Genomic DNA, 13,871 nt, shown 5'->3' with positions numbered 1-13,871 from the left:
CGGGCACCTTTTTGCCCGAGGGGAAAGCTTGGAGTCTGAGGTCAAATGCAAAATCAACAAATCCGTATTCGGTTGAAGGCTTTTGATCATCGCCTGATCGATCAATCTACCCAGGAAATCGTGGAAACCGCGAAACGTACTGGTGCTCAGGTGCGTGGTCCGATTCCTCTGCCAACCCGCAAGGAACGTTACACAGTGCTGATTTCTCCGCACGTCAACAAGGACGCTCGTGACCAGTACGAAATTCGTACCCACAAGCGTGTGCTCGACATCGTTCAGCCCACCGACAAGACCGTCGATGCGCTGATGAAGCTCGATCTCGCCGCTGGCGTTGAAGTGCAAATCAGCCTCGGCTGAGACCGTCAAGGTTTCAGTCGTGTAACGCTCTGAAATGGGCGGCCATAGCGGGTGAAAGCCCCGTACACTCAAGAGGTTCTCAACATGACGATTGGTTTAGTCGGTCGTAAATGCGGTATGACCCGCGTTTTCACCGAAGAAGGCGTTTCCGTTCCGGTTACGGTCATTGAGATCGAGCCGAATCGCGTAACCCAATTCAAAAGCGAAGAAACCGATGGCTACCGTGCCATTCAGGTAACCGTGGGCGAGCGTCGTGCTTCCCGCGTGACCAAGGCGCAAGCCGGTCACTTCGCCAAGGCCAGCGTTGCTGCTGGTCGTAGCGTCCTCGAATTCCGCCTGGAAGACGGTGAGTACAAGGCTGGCGACGAAGTCACCGTAGCCCTGTTCGAAGCCGGTCAGATGGTTGATGTCACTGGTCAGTCCAAAGGTAAGGGCTACGCCGGTACCATCAAGCGCTGGAACTTCCGTGGTCAGGACAACACCCACGGTAACTCCGTTTCCCACCGTGCACCTGGTTCCATCGGCCAGTGCCAGACTCCTGGTCGAGTGTTCAAGGGCAAGAAAATGTCCGGTCACCTGGGTGCGGAGCGTGTAACCGTTCAGTCGCTGGAAGTCGTGCGTGTAGACGCCGAGCGCAACCTGCTGCTGGTCAAGGGTGCCGTCCCCGGCGCGCCGGGTGGTGACGTGATCGTGCGTCCCGCTGTCAAGGCCCGTGGTTGAGAGGAGAGAGAACATGCAACTCAATGTGAATGGCTCTCAAGCTATCGAAGTCTCCGAGCACACCTTCGGCGGTGAATTCAACGAGACCCTGGTTCACCAGGCAGTCGTTGCCTACATGGCTGGCGGTCGTCAGGGCACCCGTGCCCAGAAGACCCGTTCCGAAGTCAGCGGCGGCGGCAAGAAGCCCTGGCGTCAGAAGGGCAGCGGTCGTGCCCGTGCCGGTACCATCCGCAGCCCCATCTGGCGTTCCGGTGGCGTGGCTTTCGCAGCCAAGCCCCAGGATCACAGCCAGAAGCTGAACAAGAAGATGTACCGCGCTGCACTGCGCTCCATCCTCGCCGAGCTGGTCCGTCTGGATCGTCTGGTCGTGGTTGACGACTTCGCCGTCGACGCGCCCAAGACCAAGACCCTGGTCAGCAAGCTGGACGGCCTGGGCCTGAGCGACGTGCTGATCGTGACCGACGCTGTCGACCAGAATCTGTATCTGGCCGCCCGCAACCTGCCTTTCGTCGACGTGCGTGATGTCCAGGGTTCCGACCCGGTCAGCCTGATCGCCTACGACAAGGTGCTGGTCACTGTGTCCGCCGTGAAGAAATTCGAGGAGCTGCTGGCATGAACCAGGAACGCGTATTCAAAGTGCTGCTTGGCCCGCACATCTCCGAGAAGGCCACCATGCTGGCGGACAGCCAGAAGCAGTTCGTATTCAAGGTTGCCACCGATGCAACCAAGCTGGAAATCAAGAAGGCCGTCGAGCAACTGTTCGAGGTCAAGGTTCGCAGCGTCAGCACCCTGAACGTCCAGGGCAAGACCAAGCGCACCGCTCGTGGTCTGGGCAAGCGTAACGACTGGAAAAAAGCGTACATCGCGCTCCAGCCGGGCCAGGATCTCGACTTTTCCAGCAGCGCCGAGTAATCAGGGGGCATCATGGCAATCGTAAAATGCAAGCCGACCTCCGCTGGCCGCCGCTTTGTGGTCAAGGTGGTCAACTCTGATCTGCACAAAGGCGCGCCCTACGCTCCTTTGCTGGAGAAGAAGAGCAAGTCCGGCGGCCGTAACAACAATGGTCGTATCACCACTCGCCACATCGGCGGTGGTCACAAGCAGCACTATCGTCTGGTCGATTTCCGTCGCAACAAGGATGGCATCCCTGCCGTCGTTGAGCGTATCGAATACGATCCGAACCGTACTGCACACATCGCTCTGCTGAAGTACGCCGATGGCGAGCGTCGCTACATCATCGCCCCCAAGGGCGTTGCTGCCGGTGACCAGCTGCTGTCCGGCGCTGGCGCGCCCATCAAGGCCGGCAACAACCTGCCGCTGCGTAACGTGCCGGTCGGTAGCACCATCCACGGTATCGAGCTGAAGCCTGGCAAAGGCGCTCAGATCGCTCGTTCCGCGGGTACCTCCGCTCAGCTGGTCGCCCGCGAAGGCGCCTACGTCACCGTGCGTCTGCGCAGCGGTGAAATGCGCAAGGTGCTGTCCGAGTGCCGTGCCACCCTGGGCGAAGTGTCCAACGGTGAGCACAGCCTGCGTTCGCTGGGTAAGGCCGGTGCCACCCGCTGGCGTGGCGTGCGTCCGACTGTTCGTGGTGTTGCCATGAACCCGGTCGATCACCCGCACGGTGGTGGTGAAGGTCGTACTTCCGGTGGCCGTCATCCGGTTTCGCCGTGGGGCGTCAAGACCAAGGGTCTCAAGACGCGCTCCAACAAGCGTACCGACAAGATGATTGTCCGTCGCGGCAAGTAATCAGTAGAGGATTCGACTGTGCCCCGTTCTCTGAAGAAAGGTCCTTTTATCGATCTTCACCTGTTGAAGAAGATCGAAGTCGCGGTGGAAAAAAACGAACGCAAGCCGATCAAGACCTGGTCGCGTCGTTCGATGATCCTGCCGCAGATGGTCGGCCTGACCATCGCTGTGCACAACGGTCGTCAACATGTCCCCGTTCTGGTGAACGAAGACATGGTCGGCCACAAACTCGGCGAGTTCGCTGCTACCCGCACCTATCGCGGTCATGCGGCTGACAAGAAAGCCAAGCGTTAAGGGGTAAGGAAGATGGAAGTAGCCGCTAAGCTGTCGGGCGCTCGTATCTCCGCCCAGAAAGCCCGCTTGGTCGCCGACCAGATTCGCGGGAAGAAGGTGGGCGAAGCGCTCAACCTGTTGACTTTCAGCAGCAAGAAAGCCGCTGAAATCATGAAGAAGGTGCTGGAGTCGGCTGTTGCCAACGCCGAGCACAATGAAGGCGCCGACGTGGACGACCTGAAGGTCTCCACCGTCTTCGTAAACGAAGGTCGTTCGCTCAAGCGCATCATGCCGCGTGCCAAAGGTCGTGCTGATCGCATCGTGAAGCGGTCTTGCCATATCACGGTCAAGGTTGCGGACAAGTAACGGAGTCGATCAGATGGGTCAGAAAGTACATCCCAATGGCATTCGCCTGGGTATCGTCAAGGAGCACACTTCGGTCTGGTACGCGGATAAGCGCACTTATGCGGACTATCTGCTGGCCGACCTGAAGGTTCGTGAGTACCTCCAGGACAAACTAAAAAGCGCGTCCGTAAGCCGTATCGATATTCATCGCCCGGCTCAAACCGCACGCATCACCATCCACACCGCCCGTCCCGGTATCGTGATCGGCAAGAAAGGTGAGGATGTCGAGAAGCTGCGTCAGGACCTGACCGCAAGAATGGGTGTGCCCGTGCACATCAACATCGAAGAGATCCGCAAGCCGGAGCTCGACGGTGCCCTGGTTGCGCAGAGCGTTGCGCAGCAGCTTGAGCGTCGTGTGATGTTCCGTCGCGCCATGAAGCGCGCCGTGCAGAACGCGATCCGCATTGGTGCCAAAGGCATCAAGATTCAAGTGAGCGGTCGTCTGGGCGGTGCTGAAATCGCCCGTACCGAGTGGTATCGCGAAGGTCGTGTGCCCCTGCACACCCTGCGTGCCGATATCGACTACGCCACTGCGGAAGCTCACACCACCTACGGTGTGATCGGTGTGAAGGTCTGGATCTTCAAGGGTGAGGTCATTGGTGGCCGCCAGGAAGAGCTCAAGCCCGTCGCCCCGGCTCCGCGCAAAAAAGCTGCTGCTAAGTAAGGAGTACGCAACATGCTGCAACCCAAGCGTACAAAATTCCGCAAGCAGATGACCGGCCACAACCGTGGTCTGGCTCATCGCGGTAGCAAGGTCAGCTTCGGCGAGTACGCGCTGAAGGCTGTCGGCCGTGGCCGTCTGACCGCTCGCCAGATCGAATCCGCACGTCGTGCGCTGACCCGTCACGTGAAGCGTGGCGGCAAGATCTGGATCCGCGTCTTCCCTGACAAGCCTGTCACCAAGAAGCCTCTCGAGGTGCGGATGGGTAAAGGTAAGGGTAGTGTCGAGTACTGGGTAGCCCAGATCCAGCCGGGCAAGGTCCTGTACGAGATCGAGGGTGTTTCCGAGGATCTGGCTCGTCAGGCGTTCGCCCTGGCCGCTGCCAAGCTTCCCGTCGAAACCTCCTTTGTTAAGCGGACGGTGATGTGATGAAAGCGAAAGATTTGCGTGAGAAATCCGTAGAGGAGCTGAACGAGCAGCTTCTCAACCTGCTGCGTGACCAGTTCAATCTGCGTATGCAGAAGGCAACTGGCCAGTTGGGTCAGTCTCACATGCTCTCGCAAGTGAAGCGCGACATCGCTCGCGTCAAGACTGTGCTGAACCAGCAAGCAGGTAAGTGATCATGGCTGAAGCTGAAAAAACTGTCCGTACGCTGACCGGCCGAGTGGTCAGCGACAAGATGGACAAAACCGTGACCGTACTGATCGAGCGTCGCGTAAAGCACCCGATCTACGGCAAATACGTGAAGCGTTCCACCAAGCTGCACGCTCACGACGAAACCAATCAGTGCCGCATTGGTGACCTGGTCACCATTCGCGAAACCCGCCCGCTGGCCAAGACCAAGGCGTGGACCCTGGTTGACGTCGTCGAGCGCGCCGTTCAGGTATAAGGGTAGAGAGCCATGATCCAGACTCAATCCATGCTTGACGTCGCCGACAACAGCGGCGCTCGTCGCGTGATGTGCATCAAGGTGCTCGGCGGTTCCCACCGCCGCTACGCCGGCATCGGCGACATCATCAAAGTCACCGTCAAGGAAGCAATTCCGCGCGGCAAGGTGAAGAAAGGTCAGGTGATGACTGCTGTCGTCGTGCGTACCAAGCACGGCGTCCGCCGCACCGACGGTTCCATCATCCGCTTCGACGGCAACGCCGCGGTTCTGCTGAACAACAAGCAAGAGCCGATTGGCACCCGTATCTTTGGGCCGGTGACCCGTGAACTTCGCTCCGAGAAGTTCATGAAGATCGTCTCCCTTGCCCCCGAAGTGCTGTAAGGAGTAGCCGACATGCAAAAGATTCGTCGTGACGACGAGGTAATCGTCATTGCCGGCAAGGACAAGGGCAAACGTGGCAAGGTGCTGAAGGTGCTCGCAGATGACCGTCTGGTCGTTGGCGGGGTCAACCTGGTCAAGCGCCACACCAAGCCCAACCCCATGCTGGGCGTTCAGGGTGGCATCGTAGAGAAAGAAGCCCCTCTGCATGTCTCCAACGTTGCCATTTTCAACTCCGAGACCAACAAGGCTGACCGCGTTGGTTTCAAAGTCGAAGACGGCAAGAAGATTCGTATCTTCAAGTCGACCCAAAAAGCGGTCCAGGCCTGAAGCTGCTAGGTAGATCACCATGGCTCGATTGAAAGAGATTTATCGGAAGGAAATCGCGCCCAAGCTGAAAGAGCAGCTTCAGCTGGGTAACGTGATGGAAGTTCCGCGCATCACCAAGATCACCTTGAACATGGGTCTGGGCGAAGCAGTCGGTGACAAGAAGATCATCGACAACGCTGTAGCTGACCTGGAAAAGATCGCTGGTCAAAAGCCGGTCGTGACTTATGCCCGCAATTCCATTGCTGGCTTCAAGATCCGCGAAGGCTGGCCGATTGGCGTCAAGGTGACCCTGCGTAGCGATCGCATGTATGAATTCCTGGATCGTCTGCTGTCCATCTCCCTGCCGCGCGTGCGTGACTTCCGCGGCCTGAATGCCAAGTCCTTCGATGGTCGTGGCAACTACAGCATGGGCGTGAAAGAGCAGATCATTTTCCCGGAAATCGATTACGACAAGATCGATGCGCTGCGTGGCATGGACATCACCCTGACCACCACCGCTCGTACCGACGAGGAAGGCCGTGCGCTGCTGCGCGCGTTCAACTTCCCGTTCCGTAACTGATTGAGGTCTTCAAATGGCTAAGCAAAGCATGATTAACCGTGAGCTGAAGCGTCAGCAAACGGTTGCCAAGTACGCCAAGAAGCGCGCCGAGCTGAAGGCGACCATCGGCAACGTCAACGCCTCTCCCGAGGAGCGTTGGAATGCCCAGGTCGCCCTGCAGAAGCAGCCCCGTGACGCCAGCGCCAGCCGCATGCGTAACCGCTGCCGCCTGACCGGTCGTCCGCATGGCGTGTACCGCAAGTTCGGTCTGTCCCGCATCAAGCTGCGTGAAGCAGCAATGCGCGGTGACGTGCCCGGCCTGGTGAAGGCCAGCTGGTAACAGCTAGCGCCTTTCATCGCGGTAACTGAATCAAGCCCCTTTTGGGGCTTGATTCGTTTCAGGCCGATCTCTAGAATGCTCGGCTCGCCCGAATCGGCCTATTGCCGAGGGGTGATTTTGAGAGCCGGTAGGCTCAATTTCTGTATTAGGAGCTAATAGCCCATGAGTATGCAGGACCCGTTAGCAGACATGCTAACTCGTATCCGTAATGCCCAGATGGCTGAAAAGGCCGTTGTGAGCATGCCTTCTTCCAAGCTGAAGGCTGCCGTCGCCAAAGTCCTCAAGGACGAAGGTTACATCGCGGATTTTCAGGTCAGCGCGGAATCCAAGCCGTCGCTGTCCATCGAGCTGAAGTACTTCGAAGGCAAGCCTGTCATCGAAGAGCTGAAGCGTAGCAGCCGTCCCGGTCTGCGCCAGTACAAAGCCGTTGACCAGCTGCCGAAAGTGCGTGGCGGTCTGGGCGTGTCGATCGTTTCCACCAACAAAGGTGTGATGACTGATCGCGCAGCCCGTGCTGCTGGTGTTGGCGGCGAAGTGCTCTGCACAGTCTTCTAAGGGGAATCAGCATGTCTCGCGTTGCTAAAAACCCTGTAAGACTGCCTGCAGGCGTCGAAGTTAATCTGGCCGGTCAGGCCCTTTCGATCAAGGGTGCCAAGGGCGCTCTGGAGCTGAAGGTCCATCCGTCCGTTGAAGTCACTCAAGAGTCCGGTGAGCTGCGTTTCGCTGCTCGCAATGGCGATCAGCAGACCCGTGCGATGGCCGGCACTACCCGTGCCCTGGTCAACAACATGGTGGTCGGCGTCAGCCAGGGCTTCGAGCGCAAGCTGCAACTGGTCGGTGTGGGCTACAAGGCCCAAGCCAAAGGTCAGGTGCTGAACCTCGCTCTGGGCTTCTCTCACCCTGTGGACTACGACCTGCCGCAAGGCATCACCGCAGAAACCCCCAACCAGACCGAAATCCTGATCAAGGGTATCGACAAGCAGCTGGTCGGCCAGGTTGCGGCTGAGATTCGTGGTTTCCGTCCGCCGGAGCCTTACAAGGGCAAGGGCGTACGGTATGCCGACGAAGTCGTCCACCGTAAAGAAGCCAAGAAAAAGTAGGGCATAGCAAATGACCGTCAAGAAAGAAACCAGACTGCGTCGCGCTCGCAAGGCTCGCCTGAAGATGCGCGAGCTGGAAGTGGTGCGTCTGTGCGTGTACCGCTCTTCCCAGCACATCTATGCCCAGGTCATCGCGGCCGACGGCAGCAAGGTCCTGGCCAGCGCTTCTACGCTGGACAAAGAACTGCGCGAAAGCGCTACCAGCAACGTCGAGGCGGCCAAGAAAGTTGGTCTGCTGGTCGCCGAGCGTGCCAAGGCCGCTGGCGTTACCCAGGTGGCCTTTGATCGTTCTGGCTTCAAGTACCATGGTCGCGTCAAAGCGCTGGCCGACGCTGCTCGTGAAGGCGGGCTGGAGTTCTAAGTCATGGCAAATAACGATCAAAAGCGCGACGAAGGCTACATCGAGAAGCTGGTTCAAGTTAACCGCGTAGCCAAAACCGTGAAAGGCGGCCGTATCTTCGCCTTCACCGCTCTGACCGTGGTTGGCGATGGCAAAGGCCGCGTTGGCTTCGGCCGTGGCAAGGCGCGTGAAGTGCCTGCTGCCATCCAGAAGGCTATGGAAGCTGCTCGCCGCAACATGATCCAGGTGGATCTGAACGGCACCACCCTGCAGTACCCGGTCAAGGCCGCCCATGGCGCCTCCAAGGTGTACATGCAGCCCGCTTCCGACGGTACCGGCATCATCGCCGGCGGTGCCATGCGCGCCGTGCTGGAAGTCGCTGGTGTGCAGAACGTCCTGGCCAAGTGCTACGGCTCCACCAACCCGGTAAACGTGGTGTACGCGACCTTCGAAGGTCTCAAGCACATGCAGGCGCCGGAAGCTGTTGCCGCCAAGCGTGGCAAGAGCGTCGAGGAGATTCTCTGATCATGGCTAACGCAACCGTCAAGGTCACGCTGATCAAGAGCGTCCATGGCCGTCTGGCCAATCACAAGGCTTGCGTCAAGGGTCTCGGCCTGCGTCGCATTGGTCACACCGTCGAAGTTCAGGACACCCCTGAGAATCGCGGCATGATCAACAAGGCCTATTACCTTCTGCGTGTGGAGGGTTAAGTCATGAAATTGAATGATCTGCGTTCCGCTCCCGGCGCTCGCCGCGAGAAGCTGCGTCCCGGTCGTGGTATCGGTAGCGGCCTGGGCAAGACCGGTGGCCGCGGCCACAAGGGTCTGACCTCCCGTTCCGGTGGTAAGGTTGCCCCCGGCTTCGAGGGCGGCCAGCAGCCGCTGCACCGTCGTCTGCCCAAGTTCGGCTTCGTTTCGCTGAAGGCCCTGGACCGCGCCGAGGTTCGTACCTCCGAGCTGGCCAAGGTTGATGTCGATGTCGTCGATCTGCAGGCGCTGAAAGACGCCAACGTGATCAGCCGAGACATCAAGCGTGTCAAGGTTGTGCTGTCCGGCGACGTCACTCGTGCCGTCACCCTGAAGGGCATTGGTGCCACCAAGGGCGCACGTGCAGCCATCGAAGCAGCTGGCGGCAAGATCGAGGAATAAATGGCTAAGCAAGGTGCTCTCTCTGCGCTCAGCAAGACCGGTGGTATGTCCGAGCTGTGGACCCGCCTCCGATTCCTGTTCCTGGCGATCATCGTCTACAGGATCGGTGCGCACATCCCTGTTCCGGGTATCAATCCCGATCAGCTGGCCGCACTGTTCAGGCAGAACGAGGGGACCATTCTTAGCCTCTTCAACATGTTCTCTGGCGGTGCGCTGGAGCGGATGAGCATCTTTGCACTGGGGATCATGCCGTACATCTCGGCATCGATCATCATGCAGCTGCTTACCGCGATCAGCCCACAGCTGGAGCAATTGAAGAAAGAGGGTGAGTCTGGTCGTCGCAAGATCAGCCAGTACACCCGTTACGGCACACTGGTTCTGGCGCTCGTTCAGGCCACCGGGATGTCGGTTGGACTTGCCAGTCAGGGCGTGGCGTTCAGTGTGGGCTTCAGCTTCTACTTCGTAGCTGTCACCACCTTCGTCGCCGGCGCACTGTTCATGATGTGGCTGGGTGAGCAGATCACCGAGCGCGGTATCGGCAACGGCATCTCGATGCTGATCTTCGCCGGTATCGTCGCGGGCTTGCCTCGCGCCATCGGTCAGTCCTTCGAGTCGGCACGGCAGGGCGATATCAACATCTTCGCGCTGATCATGGTCGGTGTGGTGGCGGTCGCCATCATCGCCTTCGTGGTGTTCATCGAGCGTGGGCAGCGTCGTATCGCCGTGCACTACGCCAAGCGTCAGCAGGGTCGCAAGGTCTTCGCTGCGCAGAACAGCCATCTGCCGCTCAAGGTGAACATGGCCGGGGTCATCCCGGCGATCTTCGCCAGCAGCATCCTGCTGTTTCCGGCATCGCTCGGTTCGTGGTTCGGTCAGTCCGAAGGTCTCGGTTGGTTGCAGGACGTGGCTCAGGCCATCGCGCCCGGTCAGCCGCTGAACATCTTGCTGTTTAGTGCAGGGATCATCTTCTTCTGCTTCTTCTATACGGCGCTGATGTTCAACCCCAAGGACGTGGCAGAGAACCTGAAGAAATCCGGGGCGTTCATCCCGGGTATTCGTCCTGGTGAGCAGTCCGCGCGCTATATCGATGGCGTGCTGACCCGACTGACCATGTTCGGTGCCCTGTACATGACGGCGGTGTGCTTGTTGCCCCAGTTCCTGGTGGTCGCGGCGAACGTGCCGTTCTATCTCGGCGGGACCTCGTTGCTGATCGTGGTGGTAGTGGTCATGGACTTCATGTCCCAGGTCCAATCCCATCTCGTATCTCATCAATACGAGTCCCTGATGAAGAAAGCCAACCTGAAGGGCTACGGCAGCGGCATGATGCGCTGATCCGTTACCCGTAAGGTTAGAGGAGTTGTCATGAAAGTTCGTGCATCGGTCAAGAAGCTGTGCCGTAACTGCAAGATCATTCGCCGCGAAGGCGTCGTGCGCGTGATCTGCAGCGCTGAACCGCGTCACAAGCAGCGCCAAGGCTGAGTGTGAATCACGCGTCTAACCCGGCAGCTAGTGTGCTGCCGGGTTGATCATTTGTTCCTACAGCGTTAATATCGCGCGCCCTTTTCTTGGCTTCCGGGGCGTCGGTAGCTGTCAATTGGAGTTTTTCTGAATGGCCCGTATTGCAGGCGTCAACATTCCAGATAACAAGCACACTGTTATCTCGCTGACCTACATCTATGGTGTCGGTCGCACCACCTCTCAGAAGATCTGCGCGGCCACCGGCATCGAGCCGACCGCCAAGATCAAAGAACTGAGCGACGAGCAGGTCGATCAGCTGCGTAACGAGGTCGCCAAAATCCTCACCGAGGGTGACCTGCGCCGCGAAATCAACATGAACATCAAGCGCCTGATGGATCTGGGTTGCTACCGCGGTCTGCGTCACCGCCGTGGTCTGCCGGTCCGTGGTCAGCGCACCAAGACCAATGCCCGTACCCGTAAGGGCCCGCGCAAGCCGATCCGCAAGTAATCGCATCCGCGAATCGACAGGAATCTAGTCATGGCAAAACCTGCTGCTCGTCCTCGTAAGAAAGTCAAAAAGACAGTGGTTGATGGCATCGCCCACATCCATGCGTCTTTCAACAACACCATCGTGACCATCACCGATCGTCAGGGCAATGCTTTGTCCTGGGCGACCTCCGGTGGCTCCGGCTTCCGTGGCTCCCGTAAGAGCACCCCGTTCGCTGCCCAGATTGCAGCCGAACGTGCCGGCCAAGCCGCTCTGGAATATGGTCTGAAGAATCTGGACGTGAACGTCAAAGGTCCCGGCCCCGGCCGCGAGTCCGCTGTTCGCGCCCTGAATGCCTGTGGTTACAAGATCGCCAGCATCACCGACGTGACGCCCATCCCGCATAACGGGTGCCGTCCGCCGAAGAAGCGTCGCGTGTAATAGGAGACAGTGAGAAATGGCTCGTTACATTGGTCCCAAGTGCAAACTGTCCCGCCGCGAAGGCACTGACCTCTTCCTGAAGAGCGGCGCTCGTGCCCTCGACTCGAAGTGCAAGCTGGAAACCGTTCCTGGCCAGCATGGTCAGCGTCGCGGTCGTCTGTCCGACTACGGTCTGCAGCTGCGTGAAAAGCAGAAAGTCCGCCGCATGTACGGTGTCCTCGAGCGTCAGTTCGCCGGTTACTACCAGGAAGCTGCCCGTCGCAAGGGCGCTACCGGTGAAAACCTGCTGCAACTGCTCGAGTGCCGTCTGGACAACGTGGTGTATCGCATGGGCTTTGGTGCCACTCGCGCTGAATCGCGCCAGCTGGTCTCCCACAAGTCGATCACCGTCAACGGTCAGACCGTCAACATTCCCTCCTATCAGGTCAAGGTCGGCGACGTCGTCGCGGTCCGCGAGAAGGCCAAGAACCAGCTGCGTATCGCTCAAGCTCTCGAGCTGTGCGGCCAGCGTGGCCGTGTTGAGTGGGTCGAAGTGAGCACCGAGAAAAAGGAAGGCACCTTCAAGAGCGTGCCGGCCCGTGGTGATCTCTCCGCCGACATCAACGAAAACCTGATTGTCGAGCTCTACTCCAAGTAAGGGCTAGAAAGTAGGTGCATCCATGCAGAGTTCGGTAAATGAGTTCCTGACCCCCCGCCATATCGATGTGCAGGCGGTTAGTCAGACCCGTGCCAAGATCACCCTCGAGCCTCTCGAGCGTGGTTTCGGCCATACCTTGGGCAACGCGCTGCGGCGTATCCTGTTGTCCTCCATGCCTGGCTGCGCGGTAGTCGAAGCAGAGATCGACGGTGTCCTGCACGAGTACAGCGCCATCGAAGGCGTGCAGGAAGACGTGATCGAGATCCTGCTCAATCTCAAGGGTCTGGCCATCAAGTTGCACGGCCGTGACGAAGTCACCCTGAGCCTGAGCAAGAAAGGTCAGGGGCCGGTTCTGGCCTCTGACATTCAGGTCGATCACGACGTCGAGATCGTCAACGGTGAGCACGTCATCGCCCACCTGGCGGACAACGGTTCGCTGAACATGAAGCTGAAAATCGCCCGCGGTCGTGGCTATGAGCCCGCCGACGCGCGTCAGAGCGAAGAAGACGAAACCCGCGCAATCGGTCGTCTGCAGCTCGATGCTTCGTTCAGCCCGGTTCGTCGCGTGGCCTATGTGGTGGAAAACGCCCGGGTCGAACAGCGTACCAACCTGGACAAGCTCGTGCTTGACCTGGAAACCAACGGTACCCTGGATCCGGAAGAAGCCATCCGTCGTGCCGCCACCATCCTGCAGCAGCAGCTGGCAGCGTTCGTCGACCTCAAGGGCGACAGCGAGCCGGTCGTGGTCGAGCAGGAAGACGAGATCGATCCGATCCTGCTGCGTCCGGTGGACGATCTGGAACTGACCGTTCGTTCGGCCAACTGCCTCAAGGCGGAGAACATCTACTACATCGGTGACCTGATTCAGCGTACCGAAGTGGAGCTGCTCAAGACCCCGAACCTGGGCAAGAAGTCCCTGACCGAAATCAAGGACGTCCTGGCCTCCCGTGGTCTGTCGCTCGGTATGCGCCTGGACAACTGGCCCCCTGCAAGCCTTAAGAAGGACGACAAGGCTACTGCCTGATCGTCATTGTTCACCGAACGATAGTTTGGGAAGGAATTTCAATCATGCGTCATCGTAAAAGTGGTCGTCATCTGAGCCGCACGAGCGCACACCGCAAGGCCATGTTCCAGAACATGGCTGTGTCGCTGTTCGAGCACGAGCTGATCAAAACTACCCTGCCGAAAGCCAAGGAACTGCGCCGCGTTGCCGAGCCGCTGATCACCCTGGCCAAGGAAGACAGCGTCGCCAACCGTCGTCTGGCTTTCGACCGTACCCGTTCGAAAGCTGCCGTTGGCAAGCTGTTCAACGACCTGGGCAAGCGCTACGCCAACCGTCCGGGTGGCTACCTGCGTATCCTGAAGTGCGGCTTCCGCGCTGGCGACAATGCGCCCATGGCTTATGTCGAGCTGATCGACCGTCCGGTCGGCGGTACCGTGGAACAGGCTGCTGAATAAGTAGCTGCGTTCTGGAAAAAGCCGGGCTCTTGCCCGGCTTTTTCATGCCCGGCGTTTGGTGAAGACCAGGCCCTTCGCATCCGACTTCTGATCGCAGATTTTTCTATCAGGATGCTAGGATCAATAAATTAGTCCTAAAGTATTGCCCTGGCGATACTTCCCTCA

The 13,871-nt window shown here is 58.9% G+C and carries 28 protein-coding genes; all 28 read left to right on the top strand.

All coding sequences use genetic code 11. The features are described 5' to 3' along the window. Positions 1-45: 45 nt before the first annotated feature. The 28 genes from rpsJ to rplQ all read left to right on the top strand — a co-directional run bounded on the left by rpsJ (position 46) and on the right by rplQ (position 13,706). On the top strand, positions 46-357 hold the full coding sequence (gene rpsJ, locus OXS31_RS08265; protein ID WP_003243886.1) for a 30S ribosomal protein S10: 312 nt from the start codon (positions 46-48) through the stop codon (positions 355-357). An 84-nt stretch (positions 358-441) separates the two neighbouring features. Continuing rightward, positions 442-1,077 carry a 50S ribosomal protein L3 gene (gene rplC / locus OXS31_RS08260; protein WP_007161251.1) on the top strand — a complete coding sequence of 212 codons (636 nt, stop codon included), beginning with the start codon at positions 442-444 and terminating at the stop codon, positions 1,075-1,077. Between the two features lie 13 nt (positions 1,078-1,090). Next, entirely contained in the window at positions 1,091-1,693 is a 603-nt protein-coding gene (gene rplD, locus OXS31_RS08255; protein WP_007161250.1) for a 50S ribosomal protein L4, read from the top strand. Then, positions 1,690-1,989, top strand: a complete 300-nt coding sequence (rplW, locus tag OXS31_RS08250; protein WP_007161249.1) for a 50S ribosomal protein L23 — start codon at positions 1,690-1,692, stop codon at positions 1,987-1,989. Before rplD ends, rplW begins: the two co-directional genes overlap by 4 nt. Before the next feature lie 12 nt (positions 1,990-2,001). Then, positions 2,002-2,823, top strand: coding sequence for a 50S ribosomal protein L2 (rplB, locus tag OXS31_RS08245; RefSeq protein WP_007161248.1), 822 nt, complete (start codon positions 2,002-2,004; stop codon positions 2,821-2,823). A gap of 18 nt (positions 2,824-2,841) precedes the next feature. Next, complete coding sequence (rpsS, locus tag OXS31_RS08240) at positions 2,842-3,117, top strand: 30S ribosomal protein S19 (protein WP_007161247.1); 276 nt, start codon at positions 2,842-2,844, stop codon at positions 3,115-3,117. Positions 3,118-3,129: 12 nt separating this feature from the next. Further along, positions 3,130-3,462 (top strand): 50S ribosomal protein L22, encoded by a 333-nt coding sequence (gene rplV / locus OXS31_RS08235; RefSeq protein WP_007161246.1) that lies wholly within the window; start codon positions 3,130-3,132, stop codon positions 3,460-3,462. A gap of 13 nt (positions 3,463-3,475) precedes the next feature. After that, positions 3,476-4,165, top strand: a complete 690-nt coding sequence (gene rpsC, locus OXS31_RS08230; RefSeq protein WP_007161245.1) for a 30S ribosomal protein S3 — start codon at positions 3,476-3,478, stop codon at positions 4,163-4,165. Between the two features lie 12 nt (positions 4,166-4,177). Continuing rightward, complete coding sequence (rplP, locus tag OXS31_RS08225; protein ID WP_007161244.1) at positions 4,178-4,591, top strand: 50S ribosomal protein L16; 414 nt, start codon at positions 4,178-4,180, stop codon at positions 4,589-4,591. Next, positions 4,591-4,782: a 50S ribosomal protein L29 gene (gene rpmC, locus OXS31_RS08220; RefSeq protein ID WP_007161243.1), complete on the top strand. Its 192-nt coding sequence runs from the start codon at positions 4,591-4,593 to the stop codon at positions 4,780-4,782. The genes rplP and rpmC overlap by 1 nt, the downstream gene beginning before the upstream one ends. Positions 4,783-4,784: 2 nt before the next feature. Next, positions 4,785-5,051, top strand: coding sequence for a 30S ribosomal protein S17 (rpsQ, locus tag OXS31_RS08215; RefSeq protein ID WP_007161242.1), 267 nt, complete (start codon positions 4,785-4,787; stop codon positions 5,049-5,051). A 12-nt stretch (positions 5,052-5,063) separates the two neighbouring features. Next, on the top strand, positions 5,064-5,432 hold the full coding sequence (gene rplN / locus OXS31_RS08210; RefSeq protein WP_007161241.1) for a 50S ribosomal protein L14: 369 nt from the start codon (positions 5,064-5,066) through the stop codon (positions 5,430-5,432). Between the two features lie 12 nt (positions 5,433-5,444). Then, the gene (gene rplX, locus OXS31_RS08205) at positions 5,445-5,759 is read left to right on the top strand and encodes a 50S ribosomal protein L24 (protein ID WP_007161240.1); all 315 of its coding nucleotides are present in this window, start codon (positions 5,445-5,447) and stop codon (positions 5,757-5,759) included. A gap of 19 nt (positions 5,760-5,778) precedes the next feature. Continuing rightward, positions 5,779-6,318 carry a 50S ribosomal protein L5 gene (gene rplE / locus OXS31_RS08200; protein WP_007161239.1) on the top strand — a complete coding sequence of 180 codons (540 nt, stop codon included), beginning with the start codon at positions 5,779-5,781 and terminating at the stop codon, positions 6,316-6,318. A 13-nt stretch (positions 6,319-6,331) separates the two neighbouring features. After that, positions 6,332-6,637, top strand: a complete 306-nt coding sequence (gene rpsN, locus OXS31_RS08195; protein ID WP_007161238.1) for a 30S ribosomal protein S14 — start codon at positions 6,332-6,334, stop codon at positions 6,635-6,637. 162 nt (positions 6,638-6,799) lie between these two features. Beyond that, positions 6,800-7,192 (top strand): 30S ribosomal protein S8, encoded by a 393-nt coding sequence (gene rpsH / locus OXS31_RS08190; RefSeq protein WP_017640285.1) that lies wholly within the window; start codon positions 6,800-6,802, stop codon positions 7,190-7,192. A gap of 11 nt (positions 7,193-7,203) precedes the next feature. Next, positions 7,204-7,737 carry a 50S ribosomal protein L6 gene (gene rplF, locus OXS31_RS08185; RefSeq protein ID WP_017640286.1) on the top strand — a complete coding sequence of 178 codons (534 nt, stop codon included), beginning with the start codon at positions 7,204-7,206 and terminating at the stop codon, positions 7,735-7,737. Positions 7,738-7,747: 10 nt separating this feature from the next. Beyond that, on the top strand, positions 7,748-8,098 hold the full coding sequence (rplR, locus tag OXS31_RS08180) for a 50S ribosomal protein L18 (protein WP_007161235.1): 351 nt from the start codon (positions 7,748-7,750) through the stop codon (positions 8,096-8,098). Positions 8,099-8,101: 3 nt separating this feature from the next. Continuing rightward, on the top strand, positions 8,102-8,602 hold the full coding sequence (gene rpsE / locus OXS31_RS08175; RefSeq protein ID WP_007161234.1) for a 30S ribosomal protein S5: 501 nt from the start codon (positions 8,102-8,104) through the stop codon (positions 8,600-8,602). Between the two features lie 2 nt (positions 8,603-8,604). Beyond that, positions 8,605-8,787 carry a 50S ribosomal protein L30 gene (gene rpmD, locus OXS31_RS08170; RefSeq protein ID WP_007161233.1) on the top strand — a complete coding sequence of 61 codons (183 nt, stop codon included), beginning with the start codon at positions 8,605-8,607 and terminating at the stop codon, positions 8,785-8,787. A 3-nt stretch (positions 8,788-8,790) separates the two neighbouring features. Then, positions 8,791-9,225, top strand: coding sequence for a 50S ribosomal protein L15 (rplO, locus tag OXS31_RS08165; RefSeq protein ID WP_007161232.1), 435 nt, complete (start codon positions 8,791-8,793; stop codon positions 9,223-9,225). Continuing rightward, positions 9,226-10,557, top strand: a complete 1,332-nt coding sequence (gene secY, locus OXS31_RS08160; RefSeq protein ID WP_027599183.1) for a preprotein translocase subunit SecY — start codon at positions 9,226-9,228, stop codon at positions 10,555-10,557. Positions 10,558-10,587: 30 nt separating this feature from the next. Continuing rightward, complete coding sequence (gene rpmJ, locus OXS31_RS08155) at positions 10,588-10,704, top strand: 50S ribosomal protein L36 (RefSeq protein ID WP_002555468.1); 117 nt, start codon at positions 10,588-10,590, stop codon at positions 10,702-10,704. 130 nt (positions 10,705-10,834) lie between these two features. Further along, positions 10,835-11,191, top strand: coding sequence for a 30S ribosomal protein S13 (gene rpsM, locus OXS31_RS08150; RefSeq protein ID WP_007161230.1), 357 nt, complete (start codon positions 10,835-10,837; stop codon positions 11,189-11,191). A gap of 30 nt (positions 11,192-11,221) precedes the next feature. After that, positions 11,222-11,611 (top strand): 30S ribosomal protein S11, encoded by a 390-nt coding sequence (rpsK, locus tag OXS31_RS08145; protein WP_003281811.1) that lies wholly within the window; start codon positions 11,222-11,224, stop codon positions 11,609-11,611. Positions 11,612-11,627: 16 nt separating this feature from the next. Next, a complete protein-coding gene (gene rpsD, locus OXS31_RS08140) occupies positions 11,628-12,248 on the top strand; it encodes a 30S ribosomal protein S4 (RefSeq protein WP_007161229.1) in 621 nt (206 codons plus the stop codon). 22 nt (positions 12,249-12,270) lie between these two features. Beyond that, positions 12,271-13,272 (top strand): DNA-directed RNA polymerase subunit alpha, encoded by a 1,002-nt coding sequence (rpoA, locus tag OXS31_RS08135; protein ID WP_027599182.1) that lies wholly within the window; start codon positions 12,271-12,273, stop codon positions 13,270-13,272. Between the two features lie 44 nt (positions 13,273-13,316). Then, complete coding sequence (rplQ, locus tag OXS31_RS08130; protein WP_007161227.1) at positions 13,317-13,706, top strand: 50S ribosomal protein L17; 390 nt, start codon at positions 13,317-13,319, stop codon at positions 13,704-13,706. Positions 13,707-13,871 lie beyond the last annotated feature (165 nt).

The organism is Pseudomonas sp. GM_Psu_1, from assembly GCF_026544185.1.
Classification (GTDB): domain Bacteria; phylum Pseudomonadota; class Gammaproteobacteria; order Pseudomonadales; family Pseudomonadaceae; genus Chryseomonas; species Chryseomonas oryzihabitans.
This window is presented reverse-complemented; position numbering and strand designations above follow the sequence as displayed.